Here is a 16,244-nt window from a genome sequence, read left to right on the forward strand (position 1 = left end):
TGTTTGTACATAAAAACAAAACCCGCCTGCAAAAACTACAAGCGGGTTTCATAGAATTTATCGGGAGTGTTTATTTCAAAAACACTTTCACGGTTTTATAAACATTGTTACCGTTTACTTTTACCAGATAGTAGCCCGTTGATACTCCGTTTACGGTTAGGGTTTGTATTTGGTTGCCTGTGAAGCTTACAGGGGCTTGTACCGTTCTGCCCAACAAGTCTAACACTTCTACCGTGTAGCTTGTTGTGTTGGGTGCATTGATGGTAATAGTGTTACCCGTGCTGCCCACATACACAGGAACTTTGTTTTCTGTTACTTCTTCTACACTTACGCCGCTTTTCTTGCTGAAACGTAGTTCAAAACGGTTGGCTGTATTGCTAAGGTCGTGGGCAAAGGTGTAATCGCCTTTGGTGATGTCGTGTTTAGCTCCGCTTTGCTTGTCTTCTAATTCAACGGTGATATTAGGAGCCATGTTTTCTTTGGTGAAGCTGAAGGTGTATTGTCCTGCTTCTTTGGCTTCAAAACTTAGTTGGGCTGCTTCATTGTTTTCGGGCAATGTGTTCCATACTTCTTTGTTCGCTTTCTTGCCTTCTAATACAAAGTATAAGTTGGGAGCTGCTAAGTTAGGACGTTTGTTACCGTCCATCACATCGTAACCGTTGGTAGCGTTATCATCGGTATAAAACTTCACTTTGTCTGTTTTGCCGTTGTTGTCGCTTACTTGTACTTGTACAAAGTTGGGCAGACTGGTTTTATCAAAGTAGTTTACCAAACTGTCTGTTGTTCTGGCACTGTTCTTTAAAGTGATGCTGGTGTTGTTTGTGGTTACTTCTATCAGCATCGGGGTAAAGGGCGGGATTACTCCGTTATCCGTTCCGTCAAATACTTGGTATGCTCCTGCGCTTTGGTTGTATAACCATACTTGGTTGCCTTGTACACCACCGCTGTTAATCGTGATGTTGTTATCGTCCCAGGTAAATCCGCTGGGCCATGGGTTGCCTATGTAATGCCAGCCTGTGGTATCTGCCATTGAGCCTGTACGGGTGAGGTTAGCGTGGGTATAGTCGGATGTTCCTCGGTAAGATCCTTGGATATCTAAAGTAAGGGGAAGCGGATTAGCCCAGCTTGAAGTACCGCCCATATAAATAGAGTAGGCACTGTCGCCAAAGGCTGCACTCGTGCCTGAAGGAATTGACCAATAAGGTGAGGTTTGCTCGTTAAAGTAATACACGGTAGCAAAACCATTATCAGGTGTACCGAAGTTAAGGTTTACATCGTCGTTTACTTGTGCTAAGGTTGCTCCGCTAACGGGTGAGTTCACAGGTCTCCAATCGGCTCCGCCTCCTGCTATCAGCATTTCAGCGGTTACGCTGCCGCTTAGAGTACCTGTGCCTGTGCCTGCTATCTGGCCATAGGTGGTTGCTCCCGTGGCTTCTAATTTTAGTTTGTCATTGGTGGTTAGGGTACCGCTGGTAAGAGTAAGTACTCCGTTGATGCCAAGTGAGTCCTGTATGGTAGCTCCTGCACTATTGTTCAGTTGCAGGTTACGGGTAGTACCCGTTCCGTAAATGTTCTGGGCTGAAGTACCGTCTAATACTATTTTACCTACTCCGCTTACAGTTCCGTTGTTGGTGTAGTTACTCTTTATGTTTAAATCACCGCTTAGGCTGGCGGTGGTTCCGCTATTCACCGTTAAGGTGTTTAACACTGCACCGGAAGCGATTGTAGCCGTTCCGGCTGAAACAGTACAAACACAAGATACGGTAGAGCCGCTGGGGCTAGAACCTACCCAGCCGTTGTTGTATTCAAGTTCGCAGGTACTATTTTGAAAAAAGTAGGCCGCTCCGGCATTGCTTTTATAGTTTCCGCCGGCACTGTCCCAATCGTTACCGGCACCTTGTGTACCCGAGCTTATTAATGCATACGTTCCGTCAACTGCTACTGCTGTACCAAAGCGATCACCGGCTACACGGGCACTGTCAGTATCGGGCGGGGTTAGCTTTTTGCTGTAGCCCCAAACGCCGTTGCTTTTCTTAAACACATAGGCAGCCCCCGATGTAGATTTGAAGTTAACACCAGAGCTGTCCCAATCCTGCTGTGAAGCACCTATTAATATATAATTACCGCTTATGCTTAATGAGTTACCAAACCCATCACCAATCTTCCTTGCACTATCACTGGTATTGGAGGGTGGGGTAAGTTTTTTCACATATCCCCATACCCCGTTATTGCGTTCAAAAACATACGCTGCTCCGGTTTGTAGGGCAAAATTGCCGCCCGCACTGTCATAATCATTGCTAACCGCCCCTACTACCAGTGTAGTGCCTTGTAAACTCATGTTTTGCCCAAATTGGTCGCTGCCTACCCTTGCGCTATCGGTATTGGGCGGGGTTAGTTTTTTGGCATACCCCCATACTCCGTTTCTTCGTTCAAACATATATACCGCACCGGCCAAACTTTTAAATCTGCCGCCCGCACTGTCCCAGTCTTGTCCATTGGCACCCACTGCTATATAATCACCGCTAACGGCTACAGCAACACCAAAGTTATCACTGGCTACCCTTGCACTATCGGTATTGGGGGGGGTTATTTTCTTTTGAAAACCCCAAACCCCGTTCACCCTTTCGTATATCCACGCTGCACCGGCATTACTTTTACCGTTACCGTTGGCACTATCCCGGTCATGGCCCGGCGCGCCTACTACAATGGTAGTGCCATCTATGGCCACCCTTGTACCAAACTGGTCCAAACTTTGTCGGTCGGGTGCAGTAATTTTTTTCACTTGCGTCCATGCTCCAACGCTGTTTCGTTCCCAGATATAAGCAGCTCCGGCTGATGACATATTGTTAAACCCTGTGGAGTCAAAATCATGGTCGCGTGCACCCACCACACAATAATCACCACTGATACCGACAGAAATACCAAAAAAATCACTTGTGGCACGGGCAGTATCTCCCCCGCCTGAACTTCTTGGAGACAGTCTTTTTACCCTGCCCCATACGCCCGTACTTGGGTTGCGCTCCCATATATGGGCACTACCGGCAGCATTTAAAGAGTTATTCCCAGCTGAATCGTACTCAGCATCGGACGAGCCTATAATAGCATAATTACCGCTGAGGCTCACGGATACCCCGAAGTTGTCACCCGCAACCCTTGCACTATCGGTATTGGGGGGGGTTATTTTTTTTAGGTAATTAAAATTTTGCGAATAGCTCTCAAGGCAGCTAAGCAGGATAAATACCGAAAGTAGTAAAAACCGATTCATAAGTAAGTTAGCAGTTATTTATTTCACTAACAAAGGTGGGCATATTAATCAATTGTTATACGCTGTGAAATCAACCGTTTCTTGTTCAAATCAATCGTTCATGTATAATATAATAAACATGATTACTTATAACTAATGAATAAAATAAGGTGGACACATTTTTTGCAATACTGTAGCTGATTTGAACAAGTAAGATAACTGTTTGTAATGCTCTTAAATTCCCAAAAAACAAAAGGGCAAAAGTACTGTATGTGCTTTTGCCCCTTTGTATATGGGTCAACTACCGTTGGCAAGCTATGTGATAAACAAGCGTGCTACCGGCTTAATTAATATGCTTTTGCAAATAATACCCGTTGGGTAGACGGCTTTCCTGTTAATATACAAGTGCCTTCTTCTTGTTTATTATCTAAAGGTATACAACGAATGGTTGCTTTAGTAAGCTCTTTAATTTTCACCTCGGTTTCAGTAGTACCGTCCCAATGTGCTGCTATAAAACCGGCTTTGTTTTCTAATATATCGGTAAACTCATCCCAAGTATTTGCATAATGGATGTTATTATCCCTAAAATCAAGGGCACGCTGGTATATATTGTTTTGGATGTTCTCAAGCAGGTGCACAATCTTCTCGTCCAAATCAATCATGCTTAAAAACTCCTTCTCTTTGGTATCGCGGCGAGCCACCTCAACAGTACCCTTTTCCACATCTTTAGGACCAATGGCTATGCGCACGGGTACACCTTTCAATTCGTACTCGTTAAATTTAAAGCCGGGCTTGTGCGTATCGCGGTTATCATACTTTACTGATAATCCTTTCGCCTCCAGCATTTTTTTGGCTTCAAGGGCTTTTTCGTTCACCAAAGCAAACTCTTCTTCGCTACGATAAATAGGTATAATTACCACTTGTATGGGAGCCAAACGAGGTGGCAATACCAACCCGTCGTCATCGCTGTGCGCCATAATCAAAGCACCCATCAGGCGGGTACTCACCCCCCACGATGTTGCCCACACATAATCCAACTTACCTTCTTTATCGGCAAATTTCACATCAAATGCTTTGGCAAAGTTTTGCCCTAAAAAGTGTGAGGTACCCATTTGCAATGCTTTCCCATCTTGCATCAAACCTTCTATACAGTAGGTATCATCGGCACCTGCAAAACGTTCGTTTTCGGTTTTCACACCCTTTACTACAGGCACGGCCAATACGTTTTCAGCAAAATCAGCATACACCTCCAGCATTTGTTTGGTTTCGGCCACTGCTTCTTGTGCGGTAGCATGGGCAGTGTGCCCCTCTTGCCACAAAAACTCAGCCGTGCGAAGGAACAAACGGGTACGCATTTCCCAACGCACTACGTTAGCCCATTGGTTTACCAAAATTGGCAAATCGCGGTAGCTCTGTATCCAGCCTTTATAGGTGTTCCAAATAATCGCCTCACTGGTGGGGCGTACTATCAGCTCTTCTTCCAGTTTGCTGTTGGGGTCAACAATCAATTTGCCTTTGTTATCAGGGTCAGCTTTTAGTCGGTAGTGAGTTACAACTGCACATTCTTTTGCAAAGCCTTCCGCATTTTTTTCTTCGGCCTCAAAAAGACTTTTGGGCACAAAAAGCGGAAAATATGCATTCACGTGTCCGGTAGCTTTGAACCTCCTGTCCAAATCCTGTTGCATCTTCTCCCATATTGCATAGCCGTACGGCTTTATCACCATACATCCTTTAACTGCACTATGCTCGGCCAAATCGGCGTTTTTCACAAGGTTGTTGTACCAAAGCGAGTAGTCCTCGCTGCGTTTTACTTTTTTATTGTCCATTGTGTTTACATTATTCAAGTTTATTGCCTACCTTGTACAAGTCAGCAGGCTTTGTTACCATTTGCTTTGGAATGGTTTTTGAAGTATTTACAGTGTAACACCCCAAAACCACACACGTTATGAAATGGGTATCTTCTTTAGTTATTGTTCTTTTGTTGGGCGCTTGCTCAACGTCGCAAAAATATTCAAATAGCCGATACCAAAGGCAGAATAATACCGACGATGCGTATTTTTCGCCCGATGATGTGAAAAAAAACACCTCCGCCAAACGCGAGGAGGCTAAGACAGAAGTGGAAGAAGCGCCGGTAGAACAATACCAAGGCAACTCTTCGTACTACGATAATACCCACGACGAAACTGCAAACCCAAATGCTGCACAACGCGGCACTAACTATCAGCAGTATTCTCAAAATAATAATACTTCTACCAATATTACTCCTCCGCCTTCAAACCCAAATTCATTGCAAGGCACCCCACAATACAACATTACCAATAACTACTACGGTGGTTCGTATTTTGGCCGCAGACCATACTCTCCCATGTTTTACCCTTGGATGTCAAGCCCGGGCATGTCAATTTCATACAACACATGGAATAATTCGTGGTACATAGGACCCACTTTTAATTCAGGTTGGGGCTACAATAATTGGAATGCCGGATACAACCCATACGACCCTTGGGGGTGGAATAATAATTACTGGGGCTGGAATAATTCATGGGGATATAATAGCTGGAATAATCCTTGGAATAATAACTTTGTTTACGACCCATGGATGAATACTTGGGTATATATGCCATTTAGCTACAATAGCTGGGGCTATAACCCTTATAATCCTTACATGGGGTATAACCCATATTCGCCTTATTATTCACATTGGGGACATAACCCCTACGACCCTTTTTGGAGTATCGGTAATAACAACGGCGGCAGCACAGTATCTAATACCGTAAACACCCGCCGAAGACCCACCAACAGCTTTATGCCTGCCACACAAACCGCAGGAACCAACGGCGGTTCTCGTATTGTAGGCCGTACAGAACGTATTGAGCAACCAACCACAGGCAATACTCCTACCCCTACAACTCCCCCCGCAGGCGGCACTTATACAAGGGGTGATGTTAATACAACACCTACTACCCCAACAACTACCGGTACTCGCACACAACCCGATTACCGTACTTACCCAACGGGTAGTAATACACCGTCAACCCCATCTGCTCCATCAACTAATACAACGCCTCCGCCAACAAATTACAACCCTTCGCCCGCTGGAGGCACGTATGGTAATGGAAACGCAAGCACAACACCATCGCGTAACAACAACACGCCAACTAATGTGCAGCCTGCTCCGCAAGCCCCTACACAACAACGCTATACTCCCCAACCTACCAATAATGCTCCCCGCGATGTATTTGCCCCACAAAACACCGGAGGCAATAACGGAGGCTCTAACCGTAACGGCGGTAGCACCGGCGGTGGTGGTGGAGGTAATAACGGTGGCGGCGGCAGAAGAAGGTAATCTAAGCTGTTTTTTGTAAGCACTTTTGCATGAAGAAATTAATTTTAGCATCGATGCTGGCAGGGCTTGCTGTGCAAGCACAGGCTCAAGGTTTTTTAGACCTTAAACGATATTCTGTAACCCGCCAGTTTGGTACGGCCCGAAGCATGGGTATGGGCGGCGCAATTGGTGCTACCGGTATTGATTTTAGTGTGTCGCAGGTAAATCCTGCCGCATTGGGACAAATCCGAATAAGTCAGGCATCGGGCACTATCGGGTTAAACTTTACCGGAAACAGCGGCACCTATCTCGACCATAACGTGCAAGACAATCGCTTTAATTTTTCAATACCCAATATTGGAATTGTGTTATCTAAAGTGCAAACCAAAATGGGTAAGGAAAAAACCACTGGATTGGTGAGTTACTCGTTTGGCTTTGGATTTAACCGCGTAAATGATTTCAACCGAAATATTACAATCTCTGCCCCAAATTCACAAAGCAGTTATTTGGATTATCTGGCCGAACAAGCCACTAAATATGTTGACTGGAATAGCACTGCCAACAATTTTTATCCCTTTTACCCCGAAGAATTAGCCTTAGCGGCAAATACCATTGTTCACGTAGGTGATAATAAATACGAAGCAAACCTGCCCAACGTAGTAACCATGAACCAAAACTACCGCTATCAGCAAAGCGGCAGGCAAACCGATTGGAATATCTCGTGGGGAGGGAACTTTAGCCACCGTATGTATTTTGGAGCTGCTATAAGTGTTCCCGCAATACGGTATAACTCAACCGAAACCATCACCGAACAGTCTGACGACCCCAACCTAAGCCCCAACGTTTCGTTTGAACAAAACACAACTGTTTCTACCTCAGGAACGGGCTTTAATGGTAAAGTAGGGCTAATGTTCAGAGCTAATGACTGGCTTCGCTTGGGTTTGGCTTACCACTCGCCTACCTCATACACCCTTACCGACCAGTTTAGTTATACGTTCATGTCTCGTAACTTTACAAACGGTCAGTTTGTGTACACCTCAGGACAACTACTGAGTTCTGACCCCGGCAACTTTAAGTATAAATTTGTTACCCCGGGAAAAATGGTATTGAGCACTGCCCTAGTTTTGAAAAAAACAGCCATGGTAGCCATTGATTACGAGATGGTGAATTATAAAGAAGCCCAAAGCCCAACCAGCGAACTCATTTTCGTAAACAATTTAGTACGTGATAATTTTAGGACGGCTGATAATTTCCGCATCGGGGGCGAATACAATTATTTAGATTACCGTTTCAGGGCAGGATATGCAATGTATGCTTCGCCGTTTAACAATGTAATTTTAAATGCCATCAAAGGCGAGAACCTTGCCTTGCAGGTATATAGCCTCGGCTTTGGCTATCAGGAACCGTCAGGAAACCTGTTTTTTGATGCCGCATTAATGTACGAGCAGTTTAGTGAGTTCTATACTCCGTATTTATTAGAAACCTCAAACAGACCCTATTTCACCTCAAGTAATAAAGTAGGCATCACCCGTTTGATGTTTACAGTAGGTTCACGTTTCTAAGCTGTTTGTTCGCCGAAAACTTTCGGTTTTTCTATGTTTATTAGGGCTTGTCGCGTATTTTTGTTAAAAACGCTCTTAAACCTATGACAGAATGGTGGACTGCCCTCGACGGCTTCGATAAAATGCTATGGGCCATTACCCTTGTTTCTACCCTTATTTTTATCTTTCAAACTATCGCCACCTTCACAGGCATGGATAGCGACGGCGGTGTTGATGCCGATTTTTCAGGTGATATGGAAACCCACCACGGCGGTGATACTCCGTTTCAACTGTTCACCTTCCGCAACTTTGTAAACTTCTTCTTGGGCTTCGGCTGGACGGTATTATCGTTAGAAGACACCATTGGCAACCGCGCAATAACTTTACTTATCGGCGTGTTGGTGGGTGCTTTGCTCGTAGCAGCAGTCATGTACATGTTTTTCGCCATCAGCAAGCTTAGCCAATCAGGCAACATGGAGTTGAAAAATGCCATAGATAAAACCGCACAGGTATATCTCACCGTTCCGGCCAATAAAAGCGGAGCAGGTAAAGTACACGTGCAAATACAAGGCAGTTTGCACGAGCTGGATGCAATGACCGAAGGGGACGCACTGCCCACCGGCTCTATGGCAAAAGTGAAAGAAATACTTACCGATAAAATAGTATTAGTAGAAAAAATCTAACCTCTTTAATAGTTCATTAGTTTATGCCCGAATTAATTTTTGTAGTTGTAATTGCTGCCGTTCTGTTTGTAACATTTGCAGCCCTTTTATCGCGTTACAAACGTTGTCCGTCAGACAAAATTTTGGTTATTTACGGTAAAACCGGAAAACAGTCTACCGCACGTTGTGTGCATGGTGGTGCCGCCTTTATCTGGCCGGTTATCCAAAGCTATGCCTTTTTGGATTTGAAGCCCATTTCTATCGAAGCTAACCTTACTAATGCACTTAGTAAGCAAAACATCCGTGTAGATGTTCCCTGCCGTTTTACCATTGCAATTACCACCGACCCTGACAGCATGAACAACGCTGCCGAACGTCTTTTGGGTCTTAGCAACGACCAAATACACGAGTTGGCTAAGGATATGCTGTTTGGCCAATTACGTTTGGTGATTGCAACCATGGATATTGAAGAGATTAACAGCGACCGTGATAAGTTTTTGGCCAACGTTTCAACCAACGTAGATACAGAATTGCGCAAAATAGGCTTGAAACTGATAAACGTAAACGTAACGGATATAAGAGACGAATCGGGCTATATTGAGGCCTTGGGTAAGGAAGCTGCTGCAAAAGCCATTAACGAGGCTAAAAAGAGCGTTGCTGAGCAAGACCGCTTTGGTGAGATTGGTAAGGCGGTAGCCGAACGTGATAAAGACGTAAGTATTGCCGAAACCCAACGCGACAGGGATGCCAGTATTGCCAATACGGTAAAAGACCGTGAGGTATTGATTGCGATTGCAAAACGCGACGAGGCCATCGGTAAGGCAGAAGCAGAACGCGAAACCCGTATAAAAACCGCTGAAGCGAACTCAATTGCGGTGGAAGGTGAAAACACGGCAAAAATCACCATTGCCAATTCTGATTCGTTGCGTCGTGAACGCGAAGCAGAGGCTAACAAAAAGGCGGTATCGGCTGAAAAGGTGCAAACTGCAAAAGCATTGGAAGAATCGTACCATGCTGAAAAACTTGCGGAAGAAGCCCGTGCACAGCGCGAAAAGGCAACCCAAGAAGCTAACATTATTATCCCTGCACAAATAGAAAAAGAAAAGGCGATTATCGACGCTGAAGCCGAAGCAGAGCAACTGCGCCGCAGGGCAAAAGGTGAGGCAGATGCAATATTTGCTAAAATGGACGCTGAGGCCCGCGGTATGTACGAAATACTTACCAAGCAGGCCGAAGGTTACCAACGCATTGTAGCGGCTGCCGGCGGCGACCCTGCTAAAGCGGTTACCTTCTTAATTGCTGATAAACTGCCCGAATTGGTGCGCACACAGGTAGAGGCCGTTAAAAACATTAAAATTGATAAGATTACGGTTTGGGAAAACGGCAGTAATGCCGATGGCACTACCAGTACCTCTAACTTTATTTCAGGAATGATGAAGGCCGTGCCCCCATTAAACGATTTGTTTAATATGGCAGGAATGAACCTACCCAATTACCTGAAAGGGGATGATAAAAAGGCGGACGCTCCTACCAACACTACTACACCCACTAACGACAACGATAAACCTGCGTTGTAATAAGGCATTATATGAAACGTCCGCCTCCCTTCGACAAGCTCAGGGTCAGGCGGACGTTTCAATAATGGTAAAAGCCCTTCGGCAAGCTCAGGGTAAGAATTAATCCCTAAAGCGATACACTTCTTTAAAAGTGGTTTCAATTTGGGTGCGGTCTTGCGGGGGCAAGGCTACCAGGTAAAAGATTGTGTAGGTGCGGTCTAAGGCACTTTTCTCTTTGTATTTAATATCCAGTTCGCGATAGCCGTCAGTAGAAACCGCTACCACACGATTGGCTGTATCTGTAAACACCATCATGCGGAAATCATTGGCTCCTTCAGGCGAACGTCCGTCGTGGGCAAACCACATCGTATAAGGCCCTGTCAATTCAGCCTTGATAAAGCCGAAATCAACAGCAAACTTTTCAAATACCCCCCATTGTTTGTTCTTTTTGGCTTTAGCAACTGCTTCAAAGCGGGGTTCCATGCGGGTTGATTCAATAATGGCCGTATCGGGAATGTATAAATAGAGGGCAAACTTTTTTAAATGCCTGTAATTGCCCTGCAACGGGTCGTTAAAGAAGGGCAATGTAAAATCAGTAACAGTCTTAGAACGAATACTGAAATCAAAAAACTCACGCAAAGGGGTGCCTGCCTTTATCTTATTGCCCTCTTTTATGTATTGGGTATCTACATAGCCTACCCACATAATCATGCGCCATTTGCCGTATGCAGGCTCGTATGGATAAACCATAGCACTATCTGCAAACTCTACCATTGCATTGCCGTCTATTGCTTGTAAAGCAGTCGTGCCTTTTTTAACCAGCTCGGCACGACCAACAACAGCTACAAACAGTAAAAGTATTCCCCAAAAACTTTTCATTATTCTATTCTCCGTAAAATCCGTGCCGAATGTGGTTGTTTGCATTAATTCTTACCACGTCTCAGCTAAATTAATGGTTTTGAGCCAGCCCTCTTATTATTTTATACAACCGCCTTAAAACAAAACGGGGCTACCAAATGGCAGCCCCGTTCTTATAAAGTCTTTTATCTATTAATAGAATTTGTAGCGCATATCTGTAATATCAGACAGTTTGCGCAATGCTTCAGTAGCACGCATTTCTGAACCGCTGGTAGCTTGTTGCGCCATACGCAATTTAACCTCGTCTAGCTTTTCAGGAGCTTTAGCTTCATCCTTAGCTGTTATGTAAAATGCATACACGCCGGCTTGACCTTTTACAGGACCGGTAATTTTATTTTTCTCGCTGCCGAACAAATAACCCAACAAACGAGGCTCCATACCGATACTCAAAACGTTTGGAGATACAAAAGTTTGGTAAGGAATATCTATTACCTGAGTGTTTAGTTTTTGTGCCACTTGGTCAAGGCTGGTAGCACCGTTCAGTGCATCCTGCATTTTTTGACGCAATTGGGCAGCTTTCTTTTCTTTACGAACTTGCTCTTCTAGTTTCTCACGAACGTCTTCTACCTTGGCAGTACCTTTTTCGCGGATACCTACTACACGTGCAATGATAATCTTGGTGTTACCATCAACATCCATAGGCTCAGAAATATCGCCAACTTTACGGTCGTCGTTAAACGCCCAAAGTACAACACGACGAGCATCGTTGATACCTGAAAACGTTTGGTCGTTAGGACCTACTTGGTCAGCTATACGCTTGCTCATTCCCATTTTCTCAATCAGTTGGTTAAACTGCTCTTCGTTTGATGCAGAACCATAGAATTCAGTAGCCTTATTTGATATGCTTTTCAGTGTTTCTTTTCCGGGTTCAATCACACGGCTGATCTCAGCCACTTTTACCATGCGTGAGCTTGGTTCAGCAGTTACTTTTACAAGGTGAACACCTTGGCCGGTAGCTACAATAGTATAATCACCGGTGCGGGTGCGGGTTACTGCATCCACAAGGTCTTTAGGCAACATTGGTGATTTTTTCTCAAACCATCCCAAATCACCACCTTTAGTGTTAGTACCGGGGTCTACGCTAAATTCTTTTACAGCATCTTCAAACGATTTACCACCGCGAATTTGAGCCAGTACATCGGCAGCTTTTTTACGGGCGTTAATGGTATCGTCTTTGGTGATACCTTCAGGCCTGATAAGAATTTGAGCTGCATTGTAAAACAAAATGGTGTCGTTTTTAGCATCCAACACTTTGTAAATTTTATACGCTCCGTCTTTATACAAGGGGCCTACAACTGTACCTTTTTCAGCACTGAACAAAGGACCTTCAACTTCTTGGTTGAAAGCACCGCGGCGTTTAAAGGTTGTATCGTACATACCACCGTTGTTTACGATATAAATTGAATCGTTGGCAGTTTGTTTTAGCGCTTCGGTTTTTTCTACAGCCCATTTAAGAGTAGAAGCAGAATCTTCTTTTGATGGGAATATGTTAAAGGCCACATACTCCATTTTGCGAGAGTCTTCTTGCTTGAAATCTTCTGGGTGTTTTTGCAAGTATTCGCTCAACTCAGCATCAGTTACTTTAATAGTAGAATCTGAAATACTGAAAAAGTCAAGTTTTACAATCTGTGCTTTAACATTGGTGTTAGTTGCAGCAAAATCTTCTTTGGCTTCTAGTGAGGTAACGTGTGAAACCTGACGCAAGTACGTGAAGTACTTTTTGTTTTGGATTTCTTCCATGATACCGTTATCAATGTATTCAATCCATTGCTTTTCTTCGTCGCTACCTTCTTCCAATTGCTGGCGGTGACCAAGTGCTTTTGAAAGATCAAGCTGACCCATTGGGTTACGGAACTGTTCAAAGATTTGTCCTTCCTGTGGGTTGGTAAAATAACTCACCATACGTTGCGAAGGCTCAGGAGCTTTAAACTCAATCCAAGTAAGTTCCTCAGGACTGATTTTAATACCCATTTTCTCGTATTGTTTTTTCAATACAAGGTCTTTGAAGAAGTTTTCCCAAACTTGGTCGCGTATCATACCTTGAAGCTCGTTGGGAACTTCACCGTATTGTTTGCGGTAGTTTTCTTCTACTTCGTTAACTTTTTTATCAAAGTCTTCGAATTTGATTTTTGTGCCTCCGATTTTTCCGACGGTATTTTCTTGTCGGTTAAAAAGTGAACTGTTGCTTGAGAAGGCATCTGTAAGGATGAACGCAAGCAGCGAAACAAAAATAACGCCTATAACAAGGCCCGAACGTTGTCTAATTTTACCTATAACAGCCATAATGCTATTTCAAAAGAGTCGCAAAATACACTATTTGTGTATGAAATTCAACCGGATATTAATTTGTTGGAACTGGGTTACTATTTTTTGACAGAAAATCGGCATAAGCAATCTTAATACCCTCTGTTAAAGTTGTTTTGGGTTTCCAGCCTGTTGAAAACAGTTTATTGCTGTCCATCAGCTTACGTGGAGTACCGTCAGGCTTGGTGGTATCAAATTTTAATTCGCCTTGATAGCCTATTACATTTTTAACGGTTTCGGCCAGTTCTTTTATAGTCAAGTCTTCGCCGTAACCAATGTTTACAAACTGTTTCTCGTTGTAATTCAGCATTAAATGAAAACAAGCATCCGCTAAATCATCGGCAAACAAAAATTCACGCAACGGGGTACCTGTCCCCCAAATTTCAACAAAAGAAGCTCCGCTTTCTTTAGCCTCATGAAACTTGCGGATAAGCGCAGGCAATACGTGTGAGTTTTGGGGATGGTAATTATCGTTTAACCCATACAAGTTGGTGGGCATTACGGCTATATAATTACAACCGTATTGGTCGCGGTAGGCTTCGCACATTTTTATGCCTGATATTTTAGCAATGGCATACGGCTCATTGGTAGGCTCCAGCAACCCTGTAAGCAAATATTCTTCTTTTAGCGGTTGTGGTGCCAACTTAGGATATATGCACGACGACCCGAAGAACATTAGTTTTTTTACATTGTTTACGTACGATTGGTGAATGATGTTGTTTTGAATCATCAGGTTATCGTACAAAAAATCGGCACGGTAAGTATTGTTGGCTACAATACCGCCCACTTTTGCTGCCGAAAGAAAAACATACTCAGGTTTTTCAGCCGCAAAAAAATCAGTAACAGCTTGTTGATTACGCAAATCCAACTCAGCACTGGTGCGGGTAACTATGTTATTATATCCTTCAGCCTGTAATTTGCGAACCATTGCCGAACCCACCATACCACGGTGACCGGCAACATATATCTTTGAACTCTTATCCATTATGAGTTGTGTTTTGTGATTGGTGATTAGTGGTTTGGGTTAACTTTTGTTTCAACCTGCTTAATAAACCATTCAGCATTTTTCCAATTGAATCTAAACTTGAGTTAAGGCTTGTAAATTCTTCTATATTGATATAATTTAAATCCTTACTGAGTATCAAAAAATACTTGCATTCCTCTGTTGAACCTCTTGAAATGGTTAGAAAGTGAATAAGTTCAGCGGTAGTTTTACGCCCGCATCCTTCAGCAATGTTTGCTGGGATTGAGATTGATGCCCGTATTAGTTGGTTGGTCAAACGATATTCTTCAGTTTTAGGAAAAGAAGCTGTCTTTTTATATATGGCGAGTACATACTCATGCGCTACTCGCCAAACTTCTAAATCTTTGAAACTGTTAATTTTGTTTTCCATGCCCCAACACAAAACACTAATCACCAATCCCTAACCACCAAACCCTATTCAAAATAGTTCATCGTCTTGTAGCCGCCGTCGCGCATATACTTGTCTTTTTTCATCAGTTTCAAGTCGCTGCGCATCATATCATCTACAAGGGCTTTCAGGTCGTATTTAGGCTCCCAACCCAATTTGGTTTTGGCTTTGGTAGGGTCACCTATTAGCAAGTCTACTTCGGTAGGACGGAAATAACGAGGGTCAACCGCAATCACTTCTTGTCCTTCTTTCAAGCCTGTGCTAATATCTAACGCGGTTAAGCGGTCAAGGTTTATTGAGGATACCACACCAACTTCCTTCACTCCCTCACCTTTAAATTCAATAGTAATGCCAAGAAACGCAAACGCCATACGGATAAAATCGCGCACATGGGTGGTAACCCCTGTGGCTACTACATAATCCTCGGCTTTTTCTTGTTGTAGCATCAAGTACATCGCCTCTACGTAATCTTTCGCGTGACCCCAATCGCGCTGAGCATCCAAATTACCCACATACAACTTTTCTTGCAAGCCCAACGTAATTTTTGAAGCCGCACGGGTTATCTTACGGGTTACAAAAGTTTCCCCGCGTATTGGTGATTCGTGGTTAAACAAAATACCGTTGGTAGCAAACATATTGTAGGCTTCGCGGTAGTTTACCGTAATCCAGTATGCATACATTTTAGCCACCGCATAAGGAGAGCGGGGGTAAAACGGAGTTTTTTCACTTTGGGGCACCTCTTGCACCAAACCGTACAACTCTGATGTTGACGCTTGATAAAAGCGTGTTTTCTCCGTCAAATTCAATATACGGATGGCCTCCAACAACCTTAGCGTACCAATAGCATCGCTGTTGGCAGTATATTCAGGCGTTTCAAAGCTCACATGTACGTGGCTTTGTGCAGCAAGGTTATAAATTTCGTCAGGCTGGGTCTCCTGTATAATCCTAATCAGGTTGGTACTATCCGTCAAGTCGCCGTAGTGAAGTTTCAGCTTCACATTCTTTTCGTGCGGGTCTTGGTACAAATGGTCTATACGGTCAGTATTAAACAGCGAGCTGCGGCGTTTAATACCGTGTACCTCATAGCCCTTATTCAGCAAAAATTCGGCAAGGTATGCCCCGTCTTGTCCTGTAATACCTGTTATTAGTGCAGTTTTCATTCAAAAAAGTGGTACTTGAGCGGTTTTAGTTAATTTGCAAAAGTATTTAATAAATCGTTAATGGTAATCATTTATTGCCCTCAAAGCAGCGTTCGGTTCACTTACGCGGTCAAGCAAGTGTT

At 43.8% G+C, this 16,244-nt stretch carries 11 protein-coding genes; 4 read left to right on the forward strand and 7 right to left on the reverse strand.

Annotated elements, in window-relative coordinates:
- Positions 1-70: 70 nt before the first annotated feature.
- Positions 71-3,265 carry a T9SS type A sorting domain-containing protein gene (locus F9K23_11805; GenBank protein KAB2915173.1) on the reverse strand — a complete coding sequence of 1,065 codons (3,195 nt, stop codon included), beginning with the start codon at positions 3,263-3,265 and terminating at the stop codon, positions 71-73.
- 326 nt (positions 3,266-3,591) lie between these two features.
- Complete coding sequence (locus F9K23_11810) at positions 3,592-5,070, reverse strand: proline--tRNA ligase (protein KAB2915174.1); 1,479 nt, start codon at positions 5,068-5,070, stop codon at positions 3,592-3,594.
- A 119-nt stretch (positions 5,071-5,189) separates the two neighbouring features.
- Here F9K23_11810 and F9K23_11815 point away from each other — a divergent pair, with 119 nt between their 5' ends.
- The 4 genes from F9K23_11815 to F9K23_11830 all read left to right on the forward strand — a co-directional run bounded on the left by F9K23_11815 (position 5,190) and on the right by F9K23_11830 (position 10,349).
- A complete protein-coding gene (locus F9K23_11815; GenBank protein KAB2915175.1) occupies positions 5,190-6,590 on the forward strand; it encodes a hypothetical protein in 1,401 nt (466 codons plus the stop codon).
- A 29-nt stretch (positions 6,591-6,619) separates the two neighbouring features.
- A complete protein-coding gene (locus F9K23_11820; GenBank protein KAB2915176.1) occupies positions 6,620-8,131 on the forward strand; it encodes a hypothetical protein in 1,512 nt (503 codons plus the stop codon).
- 83 nt (positions 8,132-8,214) lie between these two features.
- On the forward strand, positions 8,215-8,793 hold the full coding sequence (locus F9K23_11825; protein KAB2915177.1) for a hypothetical protein: 579 nt from the start codon (positions 8,215-8,217) through the stop codon (positions 8,791-8,793).
- A gap of 23 nt (positions 8,794-8,816) precedes the next feature.
- Positions 8,817-10,349 (forward strand): flotillin family protein, encoded by a 1,533-nt coding sequence (locus F9K23_11830; protein KAB2915178.1) that lies wholly within the window; start codon positions 8,817-8,819, stop codon positions 10,347-10,349.
- A gap of 99 nt (positions 10,350-10,448) precedes the next feature.
- On the opposite strand, the gene F9K23_11835 is transcribed toward F9K23_11830, so the two are convergent.
- The 5 genes from F9K23_11835 to gmd all read right to left on the reverse strand — a co-directional run bounded on the left by F9K23_11835 (position 10,449) and on the right by gmd (position 16,122).
- A complete protein-coding gene (locus F9K23_11835; GenBank protein KAB2915179.1) occupies positions 10,449-11,207 on the reverse strand; it encodes a hypothetical protein in 759 nt (252 codons plus the stop codon).
- Between the two features lie 171 nt (positions 11,208-11,378).
- The gene (locus F9K23_11840; protein KAB2915180.1) at positions 11,379-13,529 is read right to left on the reverse strand and encodes a hypothetical protein; all 2,151 of its coding nucleotides are present in this window, start codon (positions 13,527-13,529) and stop codon (positions 11,379-11,381) included.
- A gap of 58 nt (positions 13,530-13,587) precedes the next feature.
- A complete protein-coding gene (locus tag F9K23_11845; protein ID KAB2915181.1) occupies positions 13,588-14,535 on the reverse strand; it encodes a GDP-L-fucose synthase in 948 nt (315 codons plus the stop codon).
- The gene (locus tag F9K23_11850; GenBank protein KAB2915256.1) at positions 14,528-14,932 is read right to left on the reverse strand and encodes a four helix bundle protein; all 405 of its coding nucleotides are present in this window, start codon (positions 14,930-14,932) and stop codon (positions 14,528-14,530) included. Before F9K23_11850 ends, F9K23_11845 begins: the two co-directional genes overlap by 8 nt.
- Before the next feature lie 56 nt (positions 14,933-14,988).
- Entirely contained in the window at positions 14,989-16,122 is a 1,134-nt protein-coding gene (gene gmd, locus F9K23_11855; GenBank protein KAB2915182.1) for a GDP-mannose 4,6-dehydratase, read from the reverse strand.
- Positions 16,123-16,244: the final 122 nt, after the last annotated feature.

Source organism: Bacteroidota bacterium (genome assembly GCA_008933805.1).
Classification (GTDB): Bacteria; Bacteroidota; Bacteroidia; order UBA8524; family UBA8524; genus SB11.